Origin of the sequence: Streptomyces laurentii (assembly GCF_040635425.1) — a bacterium.
GTDB classification, from domain to species: domain Bacteria; phylum Actinomycetota; class Actinomycetes; order Streptomycetales; family Streptomycetaceae; genus Streptomyces; species Streptomyces laurentii.
Window position 1 is genome coordinate 1 of record NZ_JBEYHT010000067.1, and the last position, 18620, is coordinate 18620.

At 69.7% G+C, this 18620-nt stretch carries 16 protein-coding genes and 2 pseudogenes; 11 read left to right on the forward strand and 7 right to left on the reverse strand.

Annotated features, from left to right (window positions below; genetic code table 11):
* Nucleotides 1-848: 848 nt before the first annotated feature.
* Both ABZ693_RS30180 and ABZ693_RS30185 read right to left on the reverse strand, forming a co-directional pair.
* Entirely contained in the window at nt 849-1649 is an 801-nt protein-coding gene (locus ABZ693_RS30180; RefSeq protein ID WP_359883782.1) for a transposase family protein, read from the reverse strand.
* Nucleotides 1650-1819: 170 nt separating this feature from the next.
* Nucleotides 1820-2167 carry a hypothetical protein gene (locus ABZ693_RS30185; protein WP_359883784.1) on the reverse strand — a complete coding sequence of 116 codons (348 nt, stop codon included), beginning with the start codon at nt 2165-2167 and terminating at the stop codon, nt 1820-1822.
* A 963-nt stretch (nt 2168-3130) separates the two neighbouring features.
* On the opposite strand from ABZ693_RS30185, the gene ABZ693_RS30190 reads away from it, so the two are divergent.
* The 3 genes and pseudogenes from ABZ693_RS30190 to ABZ693_RS30200 all read left to right on the forward strand — a co-directional run.
* A complete protein-coding gene (locus ABZ693_RS30190) occupies nt 3131-3655 on the forward strand; it encodes a hypothetical protein (RefSeq protein ID WP_359883786.1) in 525 nt (174 codons plus the stop codon).
* Between the two features lie 848 nt (nt 3656-4503).
* Nucleotides 4504-6264 carry a group II intron reverse transcriptase/maturase gene (gene ltrA, locus ABZ693_RS30195; protein WP_359883789.1) on the forward strand — a complete coding sequence of 587 codons (1761 nt, stop codon included), beginning with the start codon at nt 4504-4506 and terminating at the stop codon, nt 6262-6264.
* 140 nt (nt 6265-6404) lie between these two features.
* Nucleotides 6405-6548, forward strand: a pseudogene (locus ABZ693_RS30200) (IS630 family transposase); the annotation flags it as partial.
* Nucleotides 6549-6720: 172 nt separating this feature from the next.
* Here the strand turns inward: ABZ693_RS30200 and ABZ693_RS30205 are convergent.
* On the reverse strand, nt 6721-7164 hold the full coding sequence (locus ABZ693_RS30205) for a cupin domain-containing protein (protein WP_435842586.1): 444 nt from the start codon (nt 7162-7164) through the stop codon (nt 6721-6723).
* A gap of 23 nt (nt 7165-7187) precedes the next feature.
* Between ABZ693_RS30205 and ABZ693_RS30210 the strand changes: the two are divergent.
* Both ABZ693_RS30210 and ABZ693_RS30215 read left to right on the forward strand, forming a co-directional pair.
* Nucleotides 7188-7906: pseudogene (locus tag ABZ693_RS30210) on the forward strand (LysR substrate-binding domain-containing protein).
* A 154-nt stretch (nt 7907-8060) separates the two neighbouring features.
* Complete coding sequence (locus tag ABZ693_RS30215) at nt 8061-8462, forward strand: PPOX class F420-dependent oxidoreductase (protein ID WP_435842587.1); 402 nt, start codon at nt 8061-8063, stop codon at nt 8460-8462.
* A 195-nt stretch (nt 8463-8657) separates the two neighbouring features.
* On the opposite strand, the gene ABZ693_RS30220 is transcribed toward ABZ693_RS30215, so the two are convergent.
* Together ABZ693_RS30220 and ABZ693_RS30225 are read right to left on the reverse strand one after the other, a co-directional pair.
* Entirely contained in the window at nt 8658-9299 is a 642-nt protein-coding gene (locus tag ABZ693_RS30220) for a sigma-70 family RNA polymerase sigma factor (protein ID WP_359883863.1), read from the reverse strand.
* Nucleotides 9300-9509: 210 nt separating this feature from the next.
* Entirely contained in the window at nt 9510-10187 is a 678-nt protein-coding gene (locus ABZ693_RS30225; RefSeq protein WP_359883794.1) for a hypothetical protein, read from the reverse strand.
* Between the two features lie 228 nt (nt 10188-10415).
* Between ABZ693_RS30225 and ABZ693_RS30230 the strand changes: the two genes are divergently transcribed.
* The 6 genes from ABZ693_RS30230 to ABZ693_RS30255 all read left to right on the forward strand — a co-directional run bounded on the left by ABZ693_RS30230 (nt 10416) and on the right by ABZ693_RS30255 (nt 16201).
* Nucleotides 10416-11168 carry a DJ-1/PfpI family protein gene (locus ABZ693_RS30230; RefSeq protein ID WP_359883796.1) on the forward strand — a complete coding sequence of 251 codons (753 nt, stop codon included), beginning with the start codon at nt 10416-10418 and terminating at the stop codon, nt 11166-11168.
* 1181 nt (nt 11169-12349) lie between these two features.
* Nucleotides 12350-12652, forward strand: coding sequence for a hypothetical protein (locus ABZ693_RS30235; protein WP_359883797.1), 303 nt, complete (start codon nt 12350-12352; stop codon nt 12650-12652).
* Between the two features lie 113 nt (nt 12653-12765).
* Nucleotides 12766-13527, forward strand: a complete 762-nt coding sequence (locus ABZ693_RS30240; protein ID WP_359883800.1) for a LysR family transcriptional regulator substrate-binding protein — start codon at nt 12766-12768, stop codon at nt 13525-13527.
* Nucleotides 13528-13698: 171 nt separating this feature from the next.
* Nucleotides 13699-14349: a hypothetical protein gene (locus ABZ693_RS30245; protein WP_359883803.1), complete on the forward strand. Its 651-nt coding sequence runs from the start codon at nt 13699-13701 to the stop codon at nt 14347-14349.
* A gap of 200 nt (nt 14350-14549) precedes the next feature.
* A complete protein-coding gene (locus ABZ693_RS30250; RefSeq protein WP_359883806.1) occupies nt 14550-14918 on the forward strand; it encodes a nuclear transport factor 2 family protein in 369 nt (122 codons plus the stop codon).
* 263 nt (nt 14919-15181) lie between these two features.
* Nucleotides 15182-16201 (forward strand): carbon-nitrogen hydrolase family protein, encoded by a 1020-nt coding sequence (locus tag ABZ693_RS30255; protein WP_359883809.1) that lies wholly within the window; start codon nt 15182-15184, stop codon nt 16199-16201.
* Nucleotides 16202-16296: 95 nt separating this feature from the next.
* Here ABZ693_RS30255 and ABZ693_RS30260 read toward each other — a convergent pair whose 3' ends face one another.
* Together ABZ693_RS30260 and ABZ693_RS30265 are read right to left on the reverse strand one after the other, a co-directional pair.
* A complete protein-coding gene (locus tag ABZ693_RS30260; protein WP_359883811.1) occupies nt 16297-16839 on the reverse strand; it encodes a hypothetical protein in 543 nt (180 codons plus the stop codon).
* Between the two features lie 62 nt (nt 16840-16901).
* Nucleotides 16902-18608, reverse strand: a complete 1707-nt coding sequence (locus ABZ693_RS30265) for an acyltransferase (RefSeq protein ID WP_359883814.1) — start codon at nt 18606-18608, stop codon at nt 16902-16904.
* Nucleotides 18609-18620: the final 12 nt, after the last annotated feature.

An 18620-nucleotide genomic window follows, 5' to 3' on the forward strand; every position in this document is an offset into this window, starting at 1 on the left:
CATCACGTGGCACCACATGGCACCACCATGTGCCACTCCACCCCTCCAGGGGGACCTGAGACGCGCGGCGCCGGGCGAAGTGGGCCGGAGGGCAGTCACCTTCGGTGACTGCGGGGTGAACAGGTTGGACCGGGTGTGCGGCCCGGTGGGGTGGGGGCTGGTGGGTGATTCATGATCCCCTGCGGGGCTCATTTCTGGCTGTTTATACGGGACCTGACGGTGTGCGTGGCGGGTGCTGGCCTGTCCCCTGCGGGGCCTGGCCAGGCTGTCTGTTTCATGAGGTTTGTTCGCTGGTAGCGACCAGTGTGAAGGGTGGGAGAGGGTGTATCCCACCTGATGGGGACCCTGGAAAGTGGTCACACAGAGTTCCACTTGAGACCTCATCCAGCAGGCAAGTGGTCTACACCAAAAAGACGCAGCAAAGGGCAGGCTCGGGTTCTTGGGCCCGGGAATGCGGGTGCGGATCTATTCAAATGCCCCATCACCAAAATCGCATGACGATACCGCAAAAAGACTGAGTTGAAAGGCATCTGGCAGAGCGACAAATCCATATGCGGAAATCGCAAATGATCTGATGTCAGAAATTTTGATGCGGATAACGCAAACCTCTGTGCGCCCCTCTCCGGACATCGCGGAAAGGTCCTGCCCGGGAAACGTCTGCCTTGAGGCGATGGGTCGGCAGGGAAGGCACGGAGGCTTCCTGCGGCCGGGGATGCACTGCAGTGAGCCTCCGCCAACTTGAAGTAGCAGGTCAAAGGGCTGGTGTGACCGGTTCTGGGGTACTCGTGCTGGTCACGGGCGACTGTCTGAGCAGTAGATCGTCCGTCAGCGGTTGATCTCGAGGTCCGTCAGGACGAGCAGGGCGCGCAGGAGGCGGGTGGCGGGGGGCGGAGCTTGGTGAGGATCCGCCAGTTCTTGAGGTGGGCGAAGCCGTGCTCGACCGGTGCACGTCCCACGGCGAGGACGCGGTTGGCCTCCTTCTCGCCTCGAGTGAGCTTGTGGGTGCGGGTGGCGATGTAGCCGGTAACGATCACGGGGTCGAGCAGATTGTTGTCCAGGCCGCGGAAGCCGAGGTCGGTCAGCGCTCCGATGCCGGCGGCACGCAGGTGGGCCAGGATGTGGTCGTGGCGGGCAGCGGTGTTGTCATGGGTGCGGCCGGGCCGGGCGGCGGATATCCAGATCATGCGCCCGTTCTCGTCGGTCAGGGCGAGGAAGTGCAGACCGTGGCTGCGGTGTTTGCCGGAGTAGTTGCGCCGGTCGGCCTTGCCGGTGCGGCGCTGGGTACGGATGAGGGTGCCGTCAATCAGGACCACCTCCCCGCCCAGCTTCGCGATCTTCTTCAGAGCACGGTCCAGTCGCGGCGCCTGCGCGGCGAGCAGTCCGATCAGCTCGTCGCGCCAGCAACGAACGGCGGACTCGGACACGTCGTTGCCGCCAGCCATGTCGGCCAGGCGCTGGTCGTGGCGCAGCACGGCCAGGACAATACCCGCGATCTTCCCAGGCGGCAGGATCCGCCACCTGGACCGGATCGTCTTGAGATGGCGCCTGAGCAGGTCGGCGAGGTGGTTGACGGTCCGCGTGGACAGCGGCAGGCGACACTGGTAGACAAGCGGGCGGGTGTCCTCGGCGCGCTTCTTGGTATTCGTCACACAATTCCAACGGCCGCCGGGGGCACTGCGGTTACGCCCCTGCCGGGCTGCTCCGAGTTGCGGTGCTCCTGGTCACAGGCGGGTGGTGAACCGGCCGTCGGGCAGTTTCCGCAGCCAGCCGCGATCGACGAGTCTGACCAGCTTGCTGCGCAGGGGTTCCAGCTTGGCCTTCACGCTGACGTCCACCCCCACCACCTCGCGGGCCATGACCGGTCCGGCGGCTGCCGCACGGCGGCGATGATGCGCTGGTAGTCCCACGGGAGCGCGCCCTCTTCCATGCCCGGTTCGCGGTGCGGGATCAGCATCACCGCCCGTCCGGCCACCTGCCCGGGCACCGGTCCGGTGGAGGCGCGTTCCTTGGCGAGCTGCCCGGTTATCCGTTCAAGGACACCTTCGGCGACAGCGAGCTCGTCCCGCTCAGCCCGCACTTCCGCCAGCTGCATGGCCAGCTGTTCTTCGAGTTCGTCCAGCTCCGCGCGCCGCGCGGTGATCCGTTCCAGCAACTCGGGATCCAGCATGCACCGGATCGTAGAGGGCCATCCGCCCACGGGAACCGGCGGCCGTACGGTCGCGTGACTCCACCGTCGAAGGCCGGTAGGCAGGGGGCGGCGGAGCTCTGGCAGTGCTCCGCACATCGCGCACCGCGCCACCACGGGCTCAGCCCCCTGCGGGCACGGCGCACACCTCGCTCACCACTGCGGCGGTGGCGGCTGTCTCCGACCAGGCAGCAGCAGAGCCGTTCCTCCGCGGAGTCACCGGAATCCTCGCGTTTTCTCACCAGGAGGGTCGCAGAATACTCACACTTGTCTGTATTCGATTCAAAAAGATGACTAAAGAGTGTCTTGACACCACTTCAGCACGTTCTGCTTCAGGCCCCCTCCGGCCGACGTCTCCGTCGTCGCCGGTGCCGGAGCCGCGCGGCGACGGCCCAGCGCGAGTGGTGAGACCGGCCCCGAGCGCTGCGGCGCGGGGCGTGGACGACCGGCGCGCCCCGGCCACTCGGCCGATCCTCTCGGCCACCCCGGCGGCCCGGCCTTCGAGCAGCAGTCAGCTGTGGCTGATCTAGCTCCACCGGCGGGCGAGCTGTTCACTCGGCAAAACACGAAAGAGCGTCATTCCCTTTGCTCGTTATCCTTCGGTGACGAGGCAAGTTCGTTCGCTGGCAGGTCAAGGTCAGGCCGGGTCAATCTGGTTGACCAGCAGGCTTGTCCTGCCGTCTCGAATATCCACTCGCCGAATTCTCTCCGAGGAATCCTCCAAGACCCCGTTGCGCGCCATGATCTCGCCGGCCCCGGCCACCCACACAACGCCCGGATCCCGCCACGCCCTGCCTCAGCGCCCATCTCTAGTCGCTCCCCCCAGTCCCGGCGCTCTGCCGGGGTCTCTCCACTCGCTGACGGCGTTACGGATTGGTCGAGTTGGCGGAGACGAGCTAGCATCTCTCGTTCCGTGATCAAGGTATCTTCGGGGGGAACGAACCGATGCTGAAGCGAGCAATGCGGGTGGGCACCACTGTTGTGCTGGCCACCGCCGCCACACTCACCCTTGGTGGTCCGGCCGAGGCCGGCACCGGCCAAGAGATCTGCTACCAGGCCCATGTCCAGGACCGGGGTTGGCTGCCTTGGGTGTGCAATGGAGCCTGGGCAGGCACGCGAGGCGAGGGCAAGAACCTGGAAGCCCTGCGCGTCACGACGAACTACGGGGAGATCTGCCTGCGCGCACACCGGTCACGCTACGGCTGGGACTCTACAGAGCAGTGCGCCAAGCCGGGGAAGACGGTACAGATCGGCACCGAGGGCATGAACGTTCCGATCGAGGCGATCGAGTACGTCGAGCGACCCGGCGGCTCGGGCGGCTATGTGTTCTCGACCGCCCATCTCCGGGACAAGGGCGACGTTCCGCACTACCGGACCTCCACCTACCACACCGGCTGGAATTACTACGCACGCCTCGGCACCACCGGTGAAGCGCGCCCCATGGAAGCCGTCCGGTTCAACTGGTCGTAGTCGGTTTCCGTCAACGCCTTCTTTCGATTCACAGAGGTCGTTGACAGCAGTGTGTACCAGCGCCTCGGCCCTCGTCATGCAGGGCCGAGGCGCTTCCTGTTCCAGCGAATACCTGAGCGTCATACCTGGACCGACTCGTCTGATCGAGCCTTGATCCCACCAAATCAAACGCTCAGTGTGCGACACGAAGTCGCTCCATGTAAGTAAGGGCAGCCACGTGAAGGAGGTATCGATCGGCTGAACTTCGGGCCAGTGTCCAGGGCCCGTCCCCGCGCTCGCATGCGTCGCTGGTAACGGCGGGGTGTGAAGCCGAGCGTTCAAGCCCAAGAGCACCCCGGCCATCGGGGAGCGACAGGTGAGGGGAAGGCTGGACGGGCGAACGAAAGTGAACCCTCGATGATGCCCCGTGATTTTGAGACCGCGCCGATGGCGTGCTGGCGGCGGTAACAGGACCCGGTGCTGCAAGGCACCAAGCGACCTTCGGGTAACTGAGCCCGGAGGGAGGACACCGCTGGTCTCGGGGTAGAGGGGGCGCCCACCCCAGTCGCGTCTTACTGGTGCGGAACGTGGAAACCCCGACGGGGTCCAAGCCACCCGGCTTGGTAGGCCGACCGCAAGGAAGGCTGAACTCCCTGGCGGGAGAAGGAAGATCCAAGAAGCGAAGGCCGGCGGGCCGAAAGGCCAGAGGAAACCGGGAGTTGGGACCTTCACCCGCTCTCGCATAACTCGCCGGATACGGGTCCTGGTGGCCCGGCCCGAAAGGGCGCCCACGTGGATCAGGTGAGCCTTTGAAGTCACCACTGCAAGGAAGCCGGAACCGAGGGACAAGTTAGACACCGGAGGCGAATATGGAGACCACGGCATCTGTCGTGAAGTCCTCGCCTGCGGTGAACGGACCCGAGGTCGACTTACTCGACTGGCACGGCATCGACTGGGCCGGGTGCGAGGAGAACGTACGGCGGCTGAGGCAGAGGATCTTCAAGGCGACGCAGGGCGGGGACCTGAAGAAGGTCCGCAACTTGCAGAAGCTCATGCTGAGAAGTCGCAGCAACACGCTGGTCAGCGTGAAGCGGGTGACTCAGCAGAGCAGTGGTCGCATGACCGCTGGTATCGATGGGGAACGGGCCCTCACGCCGAAGGCGAGAGGGACGCTGGCGGCCGAGATCCATCGGTCGTCGACGCCTTGGAGGGCCAGGCCGGTCAAGCGAGTGTTCATTCCGAAGAGCAACGGGAAACAGCGACCACTCGGCATCCCGGTCATCCGTGACCGAGTTCTCCAGGCCCGCGTGAAGAACGCGCTGGAACCCGAGTGGGAAGCGCGGTTCGAGCCGAGGTCCTATGGCTTCCGGCCCGGCCGCAGCTGCCAGGACGCGATATCCGCGATCTTCTGGACGGTGAAGGGCAAGAACCCGAAACGTCTGTGGGTCCTGGACGCGGACCTGTCGGCGGCGTTCGATCGCATTGACCACAACCACCTGATGACCACGCTCGGCCAGTTCCCTGCCAGGGATCTGATCCGAGGGTGGCTGAAGGCGGGCGTGATCGACCGCGGCCGGTTCGCACCGACCGAGGAGGGAACTCCCCAGGGCGGTGTGATCAGCCCGCTGTTGCTGAACGTTGCTCTGCACGGACTGGAACAGGCCGCAGGGTGCCAATACACGGTGCGGGCCGGGCGTGAGCCCGGCTCGAAGCCGGGCACCCCGGTGCTGGTGAGGTATGCCGATGACTTCGTAGTGCTCTGTCACGACGAGGAACAGGTGCACCAGGTCAGGGCCCGGCTGGAGGACTGGCTGGAGCCGAGGGGTCTTCGCTTCAACGAGGAGAAGACCCGGGTCGTCCACCTCGATAAGGGGTTCGACTTCCTCGGTTTCACCGTCCGCCGGACGGGCGGAAAGTTGATCATCAAGCCGAGCACAGCGGCTTGCGCGAGGCTCCGGGCGCGACTGCGGACCGAGGTGAAGGCCCTGCACGGGTCCAATGCCGAGGCCGTGTTGCGCAGGTTGATCCCGATCGTTCGCGGTTGGGCTGCCTACTACCGGGCGGTGGCATCCACGACGACGTTCGCGTCGTTGGATCACTACATGTGGCGACTGACCTTCAAATGGGCCAGACGAAGCCACCGCAACAAGTCGAGGCACTGGGTCGTGGAGCGGTACTTCGGCCAGTTCCACCCGTCCCGGCGAGACCGGTGGGTGTTCGGCGACCGCGGCAGCGGCGCCTTCCTCATCAAGTTCGCCTGGACCGGCATCGTCCGCCACCAGCTCGTCAAAGGCGGGGCGTCCCCGGACGACCCCGATCTGATCGAGTACTGGCGGGACCGCCGTCGCAGGAAAGCGCCGCCGCCGATGGACAAGACGAGTCTTCTCCTGGCGGTCCGGCAGCAGGGGCTCTGTCCCCTCTGCAAGCAGGCGCTGATCGTCGGAGCCGAGTATGAACCGGACAGTCCACGCGAGTGGATCAACTGGTTCGCGGCCTCGAAGAAGATGCTCCACAAGCATCACTTCACCTACCGGCGAGACGGCGGCACGGACGAGCGGAACAACCTTCGCCTCGTGCATTCTGAATGCCATCGACAACACCACGCTGGCGACGGCAAACGGGCCACATAAACCTGCTGGCCTGCGAAGCCCATGGGGCTTGCTTGAGCCGGATGCGGGGAAAGCTCGCACGTCCGGTTCTGAGGGGGCCGGGGATCAGTAATGGTCTCCGGCTACCCGACCACAGCGACTGCAACGGTCACCTTGTCTGGGTGTCGATACGAGTGCAGGTCCGTGCGATCGATGACGGCGAAGGGCGGCGTCTGCTGCGGATCGTCCGCGGGGGCACCGGGCCGGTGGTGACCTGGCGGCGGGCCCAGATGGCACTGTTGTCCGCGCGTGGCATGCCGATGGCCTAGATCGCCGAGGCGTCGCTCCCCGGCGATGACCGGGTCTGGGCGGTGATCCACAACTCCTGGCCCTCGCCGTCCGGTCGCAGGGCGCGGTCGAGGCGGTGCCGGGTCAGGGGGTCGGGCTGGGCTGCGGGGGCTTCTGACTCTGTCGGTGGGGCCTGGTTCCGCTGTCTTGTCAGGGACGCCGTGAGGCGGGCTCGGTTGCGTAGCGGTTCATCGTGTCGATGGTGGCCTGTGGCGTCAGTGGGTGGTCGGCGGTGAGTGATTCCTGGAGGTCTCGGAAGTACTGCACGTACAGGTCGGGGGTGAAGGTGCTGAGGATGACGGCGGGTTGGTCGGTCGGGTTGGCGAAGGTGTGCGGGGTGCCGGGCGGGACCATCACGAGCGTGCCCGGGGTGGCGTCGTACTCCTCGCCCCCGACGGTGAAGCGCACGGTGCCGGACAGGACGTAGAAGCCCTCGTCGTGTCGGGCGTGGCGGTGCTGCGGCGGTCCCTGGGTGTGCGGGGCGAGGACGGACTCGGCGATCGCGAGGCGGTGCCCGGTGTGGCTGCCGTCCTCCAGGATCCGCATGCGGGTGGTGCCCAGGACGATCGTCTCGCCGTCGCCGGGTCCCACCACGGAGGGAGGCCGAGGTCGGGGCCCTGTTGTTCGCCCGCTCGCCCGCGGGGGGGCGCGCTGACGCCGGTGGGCAGGGTGCTGCTCGACGAGGCGCGGGCCCTGCTGGAGCATGCCGACCGTGTCCGGGTACGGGTGAGCGCGGCGGCCGGTGTCGCGATCCTCATCGCCGGCATTCTGGGGGACGGCACGGACCTGAGGGTGTCCCGGCTGGCCGCCGCCTACCGCCGGCGCCATCCCGGCGTCGACATCCGTGTCCGCGGCACGGATCTGACCGGCCCCGCGTGTGGGCTGCGCGCCGGACTGGTCGATGTCGCTCTGACCCGTGCGCCGTTGGACGAGTCCGTCCTGACGGTGCGTACGCTGCGGAGCGATCCGGTCGGTGTGGTCGTGCGGGCCGACGATCCGCTGGCCCGTCGTGGCCGGGTGCGGCCGGCCGAGCTGGGCGATCGGCGCTGGTTCCGGTTCCCGCAGGGCACCGACCCTCTCTGGCAGTCGTACTGGAACGGTGGCAGACCGCGCGAGGGCCCCGTGGTGCGCGGCGTTCAGGAGTGCCTGCAGGCCGTGTTGTGGAACGGCACGGTCGGCCCTGGCCCCGCTCGGACACGACGTGCCCGCGGAGCCGGCAGTGGTGCCGCTGACGGGCATGCCGCCGAGCCGGGTGGTGGCGGTGTGGAACGAGGGTGACACCAATCCGTTGGTCCGGTCCTTCGTCGGGCTCGCGACGGCCGCGTACCGTCGCTGAGTACGGGCTGCCGGTGTTCACCGCGACGCGTGAGCGGTTCGAGCGCCGCGGTCCCAGCGGCCTCCTCCCCTCCCAGGGCTCGCCGGTGGGGGTTCGGGCGATATCCGGGTGCGAGGCGGTCGGGGCTGCCGATAGCTTCGCCCGAATGACACCCATGCTGAGCGAATCCGTCCGGGCCCTGCTGGACAGGCCGGTTCCCGCCGTCCTCGCCACCGTCAATCCCGACGGAAGCCCGCAGTCGTCCGTGGTCTGGGTCGGCCGTGACGGAGACGACCTGCTCGTCTCCACCGCTGCCGGCCGCCGTAAGGAGCGCAACCTGCGCCGCGAGCCGCGTGCCAGCCTGACCGTCTACGATCCGGCCGACCCGCTGCGGTACGTCGAGATACGCGGCCTCGCGACCATCAGGGAGGACGTCGGCCGGTCTTTGGCGGTGGGTCTCGCCGAGCAGTACGAGGGTCCCGGCGCCGGCCAGGAGTACCTGGACCTCCCGGCGGAGGCTGTTCGTGTCGTCGTCCGTATCAGCCCGACCAAGGTGGTCGGTACCGCGACGGTCTGACCGGTCGCCGCCGGGCTGTCCTTGCGGCAGCGGAGCCGTGGGTTTTGCAGGGTGGTCGACCACCTGGCCGGGGTTGAGGGGGTGCAGGGGTGTGATCCTCTCGTGTGCCCGGGCCGGGGGCGGTGCGGTTCCGGTGGAGGGGTGGAATCCCGGGGGGGTCCGGGATTCCACCCCTCAGGGGGTTGGGCGGGGAGGTCAGGCGAGGGCGAGGGTCCTGGTGAACCGTCTCGGCGTGTGTGCCGTTCCCGTCGGCGGCCGGATCGCCGCCGGGTCGGGTTCTTCGTCGCTCCGCAGCAGGCGGACCAGGGACGTGCGGGCGCGGGCGACGCGTGAGCGGACTGTGCCGACCGGGCAGCCGATGGCTTTGGCCGCCTCGGCGTAGGGCAGGCCCAGGAGTTGGGTCAGGACGAAGGCGTCGCGTCGTTCGGCCGGGATCGAGGCGATCAGTGCGGCGAGGGCCACGCCGTCGTCGATTCCGGGCAGGCCCAGGGGCTGGGTGTGTTCCGCCTGTGTCTGCCAGTCGTCGCGGTCGGAGAGTCTGGGGCGGGTGGCCGCGTGGCGCAGGCTGTCGGCCACGGTCCGGCGGGCGATGGACAGCAGCCAGGTGCGGGCGGAGGACCGTGCTTGGAAGCGGGGCAGCGCGCCGATCGCGCGGAGGAAGACTTCCTGGGTGAGGTCGTCGGCTGCCTGGTGGTCGGCGCTCAGGTAGGTGACGTAGCGCCGTACGTCGCGGTGCAGGGCCCGGACGAACAGGTCGGCCTTGTCCGGGTCTCCGTCCCGTGCGGCCAGGGCGAGCCGGGTGGTCGCCGCTTCGGTGTCGGTGTCGGTGTCCGGCATGTACGTCGGGGGGTTCGTCAGGCGCCGTTTGGGGGTGTCACGGGCAGGTGTCATCGCCACAAGTCCTTGTGAGGCAGGGAATCCGGCGGCGCGCGCGGGTGCGCGGGTGCGCCGGTGAAAGGGGTCGCGGCCTGCCGTGGCGGCGGCATGGCCGATGCCCGAGCGGCAGCGGCGGGGTTCGTGTGCTGTTCGCGCTCGGGGAGCCGGCTGTCAGGAGACAGCGAAGGCCGGTGGAGGGCCCCGGGAGATGACGGAGTGGGCGAGGAGGAGCTGCCGGGGGGCGCGTTCGTCACCGGCGTGAGCGGGCCGGGCCTGAGGGCGCGGCGGGGGTACGGGGACGATGGCGGCGAGCAGGTGCCATAGCGGCCGCAGCGGTGAGCGGAAGCGCCGCAGGGGCAGGGATCGTACGAGGCGGAAGGCGGCGCGTTCGCCGTGCGCCATCCACAGGCCGCTCAAGAGGGCGGCGAGGAGGTGCGCGGAGAGCATTCCGAGGGACGAGGACATGGCGGTCATGTCGTGGGCGGCGGCCTCGGGGGGCGGGAGTGGGTGCCCCATGGCCTCGTGGGACATGCCCATGTGCCCGATGGCCATGTGGGCTGTGCCTGTGTGGCCTGTGCCTGTGTGGGGTGTCGCCATCGGGTCGGTCGCGGGCTGGGACGGTGGCATGGCCTCGTGCTGCTGAGCCCGTGAGAAGACCTCGTGCAGCACGCTCTGGACCGCCACGGTCGCCGCCGTCACACCGAGGAGGCCGCGCTCGCGGCCGGCCAGTGCCCAGGCGGCGGCGAACGTCCCCGCGTATGCCAGGGCGAGCGTCGGCGCGGGCAGGTCCCGGCCCGACATCAGCACGTGTCCGGTGGCCGCGAGCAGCACGCAGACGGCCGCGAACATCGCGGCCCGGGCTCCTCGCGTACATCGGCCTGGTGCCATGGCGCGCTCATCCTCGCACCGGTGCGCGGAGGCGTGAGGGCGGGTGCGGCAGTCGCGGCCGTTCTCTCGGTCTGGCGGGTCGTGGAGACGTACGGGGCGTCAGGTTTCCGCGTGTCGGCGGGAACTCGGGGCCGTCGCCGTCCGACTCCTGTCCTGTCGTCACCTGACGTTCCAGGAACAGGAGCCCCCATGAACCGCAGGCAGATACTCCGTGCCGGCACCGTCCTCGGTGCCACGGGAGCCCTGGCCGCCACCGCGGCCTCTCCGGCGTTCGCATCCGGGTCCGAGTCCGCCGAGTCCGGGTCCGGCCGGGAGGCGGGCCGTCCCTTCCGAGTCCACATCGCGATGTTCGACGGTGTCGAGGAGCTCGACTTCACGGCCCCGTACGAGGTGTTCTCGGCTGCCGGGTTCTTCACCCCGAGCCCGGTGGAGGTCCGGTACGTCTCCGCCACCGGAGCGCGCGGCATCACCGGCGCGTACGGCATGGCCGTCCGCGGCATCCGTCCCTGGGCTCCTGAAGAAGCGGACCTGCTCGTCGTCCCGGGCGGTGGCTACACCCGTCGCGACGGCCCGGGGGTGTGGGCCGAGATCGATCGCGGCATCCTGCCCCGTGCCCTGGCGGCAGCGCCGCGGCCGGGCCTGACCGTCGCGGCTCTGTGCTCCGGCGTGATACTCCTTTCGGCCGCCGGGCTCACGAAGGGCCGCCCCTGTACGACCCATCACAAGGTCAAGGCGGACCTGGAACAGCGGGGTGGCCTGGTGAAGAACGCCCGTGTGGTCGACGATGGCGATCTCGTCACCGCCGCCGGCATCACCTCCGGTCTCGAGCTCGCGCTCTGGCTGGTCCGCCGCGAACTCGGCGCGGACCCGGCGGTGAACCTGGAGCAGATGCTGGAGTACGAGGCGCGCGGCACGGTCTGGAGCTCGAGCCGGGGTCGCTGAGGCCGGTCCCGGGCGTGCTTGTTCGTCCGCGGAGACGAGTTCCTCCCTGGCGCCACGGCCCGGCGCCGCGCGGGGCGGGGATCGTGCTCGTCCGGTGGCCCGATGCCCCCGCGCCTGGTTCCGGTCCGTTACGGACATGAGGCCTGCGGCACCCCTCCCAGGGGGCACGCCTCATCCGCCGCTGGAGGGCTGCCGGTTGGCGTAGTAGTAGAGGGCGAGGTCGTCGGGGTGGTGGACGCGTTCCTCGGTGCCGCCGATCTCCTTGAGGAGGAGGTGGATCTTGTCGTGCGGGTGCCGGGTGACGAGCCAGGGATTGTTGTCGCTCTCCAGCCAGACCTTGGCCTACACCTTGTCTCCGACGCGGACTTCGCCGCCGTCCTTCGTGCGGAACTTCGATGCCATGGACCGTACATACCCGTCCTTCACTCTCCCGGACCGCCAGGTCTGCCTGGCAGGCGCGGCTGTGGGTGTGCGTTCCGGCAGGGGTGGCCGGAGTGAGGGTTCGTCCGGCCGGTGCCTGTCCGCGGTCGCACCGTCCGGCACCTCGGCTTGTCCCGGCCGTGCGCACACTCGCGTCACGGGGAGGCGGCGGGTCCGAGGTGACCGGCGGATGGGATATGATCATTACACGCAAGCGGGCGAACGCAGCCTCGCAAGCGGTGCGTTGGTGGTCCAAGGAAAGACGCCCCACTTCCTGTGGGGAGATGCAGGTGCAAGGCCGGCCCAGCGCTCGACCGAAAACCCGCCCCAGGAATCCCGGGGGCGGGTTTTCTGCTGATTCCCGGCGTTTCCGCCAAGGACCGCCAGGACGCGCAGCTACTCGAATTCCTCGCGGGGATGTCTGCCGCAGTCGAACCTTGCGCCGTAGGGCTTCAGTTGAGAGAGGTTCGCTGAACCGGTCCGAGTTCGAAGCGGGCGGCGAGGCGGTCGGCTGGGGCGGGTGCGGAGACGGTTCCGTCGATCGCGAGGGGGTCGAGGCCGTGGAGGGGGGCCTGCTCGCGGACTTCGCCGTCCCGGAGTGCGTCGCGGGCCAGGCGTTTGGTGAGTGCGTCCGTCGGGTCCTCGTTTCCCCGGTTGGCCCGGGCGCGGGCGGGATCCGCGTAGCGGTGGGCACGTGCGTTCTCCCGGATGCGGGGGTGGGAAGGAGGATGGCGGCCTGTCGGGTCGATACAGTGCGCGTCGTGGAGATATCTGGCTGGTATGTCTGGATCGCGCTTGGCCTGGCCGTCTTTCAGGCTCTCGGCATTGTCCTGCTCTTCCGGCGGATGAGAGGGACGGACCCTGTGGTTCGTTCCCAGGCGCGTTTCGACCTGCTGGAGGCTGTCGGCGGGCTGCTGCTTCTCGGCGGCCTGTCGCTGAGCCTGCTGGTGGCGGGTGCGTGGTTCGGGCTCACTCTCGCCGGCATCGTGCTCCTTGCTGCCGTCTACGCGGTGAAGGGTGTTCGTCTGCTTCGTGCCCGCCGTCGCTCGGCATCCCGGTCCTGAGGGGCCCTTGGGTCGTCTCGCGTAGAGCTGAGGCGGGGCGTCCCGTACGCGGACGGCGTCTTGGCGGCTCCAGGGCGGGTGGCAGGGGCAGGTCGCTGCGCAGTTCGGCTCCGGTGGCGGCGGGGCGGCGGGCGAGCACGCCGCTGTTCGAGCGGGGCGGGCGGCTGCGGCTGAACGACGCCGGGCACCTGCTGTGCGGCTACGTCGAACGCGCTCTCGGCGAACTGGAGGCGGGACGGCGGGCGGTGGCCGAGGCCGTCGGGGATGGGGCGGGGACCTTCATGGCCTTCGGCGGTCCGCCGGCCGCGTTCGAACAGTGCTGCCCCGCAGTGGAGATCGAGCTGCACCAGCTGCCGGTCGCCGAGATGGCCCGGCGGCTGCGGGCCCGGGACGTCGACTTGGCCGTCGCCTCGCAGCCGATCACCACCGAGGGACCGGACTCGGTCCGGCTCCTCGACGAGGAGGTCGCGTTGGCCCTGCCGGTGGGTCATCCGCCGGCGGGCCGTGCCTCGGTCGGCGTCGAGGAACTCGTCGGCCTGCCCCTCATCGCGCCCCGTCCCGGGCACTGGCAGCGCCGGCTGCCGGACCAGCTGTTCGCCGGACGCGGCCTGACGACCAGGATCGTCTGCGAGGGCGACGAGGCCGGCGCGATCGCCGGACTGATCAGCGCGCGCCTGGGCGTCGGCCTGGTGCCCGTCATCGCCCGCCGTACCATCAGCCGCGTCCCGCCGGCCTGGGCCGGTGTCGACAGCCCCGACTGCCGCCGCGTCCTGACGCTGCGCTGGGCGCAGGGCGGACGCTTGCCCGCCCCCGCCCGGCTGCTGCGCGACGCGGTCGCCGTGTGGGGCTGGGAGGCGGGCGGGGCCGGCGGCTGAGAGCCGGCCTGTCTTCCCGGATGGGTCGGGGTGCGGTGCCGGATTCGGGTCCTGTCGGCCGTGTTCCTCCCTCACGCGGCGGGGGCTCACGAGAACACTCTGCGGCAGGAAGGCACGCCGGCAAGAGGTGAAATGATGGCCCGTCAGGATCGGCGGCAGGGAGGCTCCGGGGTGGACCGACTGGAAGCCGATACGGACAGCACGGACGAACCGGCCGAAGATCAGGACGACTTGGAAGGTCACCGCGGGGACACCACGGCCGAGCCCCAAAGCCGTAAGTGGCGGCCCTTCCTGGCTCTCGGCACGGCGGCATGCGTTCTGGTCGCCTCCGAACTGACCTGGCTGTTCTGGGACGACCTGATGTACCCCTTGGGCGACCCTCGCGCCTGTGCCGGAAGCGACACCGCGCTGCCGGATGTCATCGTCGCCGGTGGTGCGCGGCTGCCTTCCGACGCCACCCAGGTCCGGTACTACACCTACGAAGGACAAGCCGTCGTTTCCTTCGTCAGCGATCAGGTGCCCGGCTACCTCGTGCGCGCGCACCTGATACCCGACACGGCTCCGCCAGTCCTCGACCGGGAACACGGTTCGGCCTACGGCCTGGGCCCCGACGACTCCGACCTGCCCGAAGGACTGTGCGGGGAAGGCATCCGCGGGCCTGCCTGGATCTTCGACCTGCCCATGCCGCCCGACACGGCCGGCCTGCCCGGTGTGCCCAGCCCGGGCACCGTCCTCGTCGAAGTGTCGGCAGACGGCCATGACGCGCTACGCACCCCGGCCCGGGTCCAGTTGACCTTCCCGCTGGTGACAGCCGAGGACTGAACAGGGCGCCACGGCTCCGAGCCCTTCTACGGGGTGAGCGGCGACGACTCCCCTGGCGCCGAGTGCGGCAAGGCGAACAGCCCCACCGACCGGTGCATGACCTCACCGGTAATCGACCAGTCAGGGAAGTCCGCGCAGGATGGTCGGCGAGCCGCTTCGCAACCGCGGCGGGCAACCGACCCTTGAGGAGAATCCTTCCAGTGAGCGCTTTCGAAACTGCGGTCGGCCGCTACCTCGCGGCCTGGAACGCCCCTGACGCGGTCACCCTCGCCAAAGCCGTCGCCGACGCCTGGATGGAAGACGGCACTTACACCGACCCGCTGATGGACGTCCGCGGTCACGAGCAGCTCGTCGCCGGCATCGCCGCGGCGCAGCGGCAGTTCCCCGGCTACGAGTTCAAGCTGACCGGCACGGTGGACGGCCATCACGACGTGGCCCGCTTCACCTGGGATCTCGTCTCCAGCACCGACGGGTCCTCCCCCGCCGCCGGATTCGATGTCATCACCCTGTCCGAGACGGGCCGGATCATCTCGGTGCACGGCTTCCTGGACCGGATTCCCGGCGTCTGACGCCCTCCTGCCTCCTGCGCCCGGTAAGCACCGGGCGCAGGAGGACGAACGCGGGCCGCGGCGCAGGGGCGGGGCGCGCGGCGGGAGGGGATTCGAGGGGAAGTGCCGTACGAGGGGTGGTGGGCGTGGCACACTGCGCGCGTCCAGGCTCGTCCGGGCCGCGTCCGCGAACAGTGGGTGCGGTGCGGCCGGCGTGCCGGGCCCGGGTGCCGACGGAGCTCGCTGTCGGGTCTGCCGGCCGTGCCGCTCTCAAGGAGGATTCCATGCCCTCGTCCGCCGCCAGGAGGCGAACGGTCGCGGCGGTCCATGCCGCGCCGGTGTTCATGGACACGGAGGCGACGGTCGACAAGGCCGTCGGCTTCATCGAGCAGGCCGGCCGGGAAGGCATCGACCTGCTGGTGTTCCCGGAGACCTTCGTGCCCGGCTACCCGTACTGGATCGAGGCGTACGCGCCGCTGGACCAGCAGGCCGTCGACGCCGTTTACGCCGGGGCGTCCGTCGAGGTGCCGGGGCCTGGGATCGACCGGGTCCGGTCGGCCTGCCGGCGGGCCGGCGTCGGAATCGTCCTCGGTGTCAGCGAACGCCTCGCGGGCACCCGTACCTGCTTCAACAGTCAGGTCTTCGTCGACCCCGACGGGGCCTTGCTCGGGGTGCACCGCAAGCTCCAGCCCACGTACGCGGAGCGGATGGTGTGGGCTCAGGGCGGCGGCGCCACGCTCGGCGTGTTCGACAGCGTGCTCGGCCGGGTCGGCGGGCTGGTCTGCTGGGAGCACACCATGAACCTGGCCCGGCAGGCCCTGATCGTCCAGGGGCAGGAGATCCACGCGGCGGCCTGGCCCGGGCTGTCGACCATGGCCGGCTTCGAGACCGTCGCCGACACACAGATCGACGCGATGATGAAGACTCACGCCCTCACCGCCCAGGCGTTCGTCGTCTCCGCGGGCAACCCGGTCGACCAGACCTGTCTGGACTGGATGGAATCCGCCCTCGGCCCGCAGAAGCACATCACCGCGGGCGGCGGCTGGTCGGCGGTGATCCACCCCTTCACCCAGTACCTCGCGGGCCCGCACACCGGCCCGGAGGAGCGGCTCGTCACCGCCACGATCGACCTCGCCGACCTCGACGCCGTCAAGGTCTGGGTCGACTCGCGCGGCCACTACGCCCGCCCGGAGATCCTGGGGCTACGGGTCGACCAGCGGCCGCTGTGGCACGACGAGGGCGAGCACCGATGGCCCGCTCCCGCGGGCGGCCGCGAGTCCGAGAACCCGGACAGGACGGACTGACACCGCGGGCCCGGGAACAGACATGGACACGGGGACCGGTGACCGGTGACCGGGCGGCGGGGTGTGACGTGTCGGCCGGGGGCCGTTCGACGGTGTCAGGCTCCGATGCCGACGGAGGAGACGTAGGCGTAGGCGCTGTAATCGGAGTCGAGGTCGGAGATGACGTCGTCCCAGACCTCGTCGACGAGGCCGGTGTCCTTGCGGGCCCAGGCGTCGAGAAGGTCGGCCCAGATGTAGCGGACGGTGATGGAGCGCGGGGAGAGGTTGGGGCGCCTGCGGGCCTCGGGAACGTGGGCCTGGTCGACGGGGTGGATCTCCATCCGGCGGCCTCGGCCGTCGTTGTCGAGGTGACGGGTGAGCCAGCCGGAGCGGATCAGGTTCTCCCGGCGCCGCTCCCAGTACGCGGCGTCGATCCTGCGGCGGTTGGCCGGTGTCGGGGAGATCGCGCCCTTGTTCCTCATCCAGGTACGGATGGTGCGCGGGGCGGCGCCCTGCGCGGCGAGGGCCGCGCGGCCGGCTTTGCTGTCGAGGTAGCGCAGGCGGGCGGTGAGCCCGCGCCGGGAGGCGACGGGCGAGGAGATGCCGGACGAGCGGAAGATCCGGTTGATCTCCAGGACGAGGGCTTCGCCGCCCTTCATTCCGCGCGCTTCGAACTTTCCGAGCTCGCCCCACCGGGACCACAGGTCCGGCGATCCGTCCATTACCGCCTGCCCCCGAGGATGTACGTGTCCTTCGCCTTGACCTGGTTCAGCTCCCGGCCCTCTTCGAAGACCGTCCGCCAGTCCCCCACCACGTGGAGTTCGTCGGTGCCGGAGATCTGCACCACCTGAAGTCCGGACTTTTGTGCCTTGTGCGCTTTCAGCCACAGGTTCGTGAATGCCTTCGAGCGGATGTTGTGCATCCAGTCGGGTCGGCGGATTTCCCGGTTCGAGCTGGACTCTCCGATAGTGGAGACGAACTTAGAATACATGGACTTGACGTAGTCCACGGTCAGTTCGTCGCCTTCGGCGAGCGCGTTCTTGCGGACTTCCGCCAGCGCACGGCGCATCTTCTCCAACAGGCCTTCGGTGGCGCCCGAGACCAGGGAGCGGTGGATGACAGGGGCGTCACTCAGGCCTTGGCGGGCGCAGTCGAGGAGCTGGCGCAGCAGGGAGTCGGGGACCCACAGCTCCCCCGGTTCCTGCCGGTTGCCCAGGGGGTTGGGCAGGCCGGGGTGGTCCCAGGCGGGCGGGGTGATCAGATGGACGCCCGACTTCTTCGGATCGTGCGCGCTGCCGGTTTCCTCGCGGAGCCGTCCGATCGGCAGCCAGCATTTCAGTGCGGACAGGTAGGCCGCGTTCATGTCGAGCGTGGTCACCTCGAATCGTGTTCCCTTTTTCGCCGCTGCGTGGATCTCCGGGTTGCGCCATTTCGGGCGGCCTTCCCAGATCTGGTCGGCGCCCTTTTGTGACTTCTTCTGGAGGATGTCGGCCGACGGCGGGAATTCCGAGTGCTCGTAACGGCCGCCGACCCGGGACAGCTTGAGCAGCGCCATGACGTCCGGGATCGCCGCCTTGACGAGTTCGGCCTGGGCGGTCTCGGTGTCGCCCTCGCAGTCGGCCAGCACCTCGCGTACGCGGTCGGTGATCCGGTCCGTGAGCGTGCTGGAGGCGTATCCGGGTGCGCTGCGGCGGGGCGCGGACGTGACAGTGGCGGTGGTGGTGGGCGCCTGGACCGCGAGGGCTGCGGCGACTGGGGCGGGTGAGGTGGGTGGGGGTGTCGGCGGAACGGCGGTCGGAGCGGCCGGGGTTGCCGGGGGCGCAGGGGCGGGGTCGGCCGGGGGCGCCGCGGGGGGCTGGGGCGGCGGGCTCGCGGCGGCGACGGCCGCGGCGCATTCCTCGGCGCTCAAGTGCTGGGGGAAGCCGTCGAGTTCGTCCATGGCGGGCTGCCCGCACAGCACGCACGGACCGGCCGGCACCGGCGGCAGCGGCTGCGGCACGGGGGCTTCGGCGGACGCCGGGGCCGGGGCCGGCGTCTCGGGGGGCGCAGGCGGTTGCGCCTGGGCGGCGGCGGGCCGGGCGCCGGCCGTCGGCGCGGTGGCCGGGGAGGGGGTGGTGGCCGCGGGCGGGATGCCGGGGAGGGAAGCGTGGGCCGGTGACAGGACGGCGGTCTGCTGGAGGCTGGGTACGGCGCCGAGAAGTACGCCGAGCGCGTGGGCCGGGCCTGCCAGCAGGTCGAGTACGTGCAGGCGGTAGTGCGCGGCGAGGGCGTCGGCGTCGGCGAGCGTCCAGTGCGCCCGGCCCGCCTGCTTGCGGGACACCTGGGCCTGGCCCTGTCCGAGGCCGGCCGCGAGGTCTCCCTGCCGTTGTCCGGTCGACGCCATGAGCGCCGCGACGGTGAGCCTCAGCGTGTCCTCGGAACCCATCATGATGCCACCGTA

Excerpts from the sequence above, each read along its gene's own strand:
- ABZ693_RS30220 (WP_359883863.1), bottom strand. The coding sequence starts at position 9,299 with ATGCCGGACACCGACACCGACACCGAAGCGGCGACCACCCGGCTCGCC.
- ltrA (WP_359883789.1), top strand. The coding sequence starts at position 4,504 with ATGGAGACCACGGCATCTGTCGTGAAGTCCTCGCCTGCGGTGAACGGA.
- ABZ693_RS30225 (WP_359883794.1), bottom strand. The coding sequence starts at position 10,187 with ATGTTCGCGGCCGTCTGCGTGCTGCTCGCGGCCACCGGACACGTGCTG.
- ABZ693_RS30230 (WP_359883796.1), top strand. The coding sequence starts at position 10,416 with ATGAACCGCAGGCAGATACTCCGTGCCGGCACCGTCCTCGGTGCCACG.
- ABZ693_RS30190 (WP_359883786.1), top strand. The coding sequence starts at position 3,131 with ATGCTGAAGCGAGCAATGCGGGTGGGCACCACTGTTGTGCTGGCCACC.
- ABZ693_RS30215 (WP_435842587.1), top strand. The coding sequence starts at position 8,061 with ATGCTGAGCGAATCCGTCCGGGCCCTGCTGGACAGGCCGGTTCCCGCC.
- ABZ693_RS30185 (WP_359883784.1), bottom strand. The coding sequence starts at position 2,167 with ATGCTGGATCCCGAGTTGCTGGAACGGATCACCGCGCGGCGCGCGGAG.
- ABZ693_RS30265 (WP_359883814.1), bottom strand. The coding sequence starts at position 18,608 with ATGATGGGTTCCGAGGACACGCTGAGGCTCACCGTCGCGGCGCTCATG.
- ABZ693_RS30260 (WP_359883811.1), bottom strand. The coding sequence starts at position 16,839 with ATGAAGGGCGGCGAAGCCCTCGTCCTGGAGATCAACCGGATCTTCCGC.
- ABZ693_RS30255 (WP_359883809.1), top strand. The coding sequence starts at position 15,182 with ATGCCCTCGTCCGCCGCCAGGAGGCGAACGGTCGCGGCGGTCCATGCC.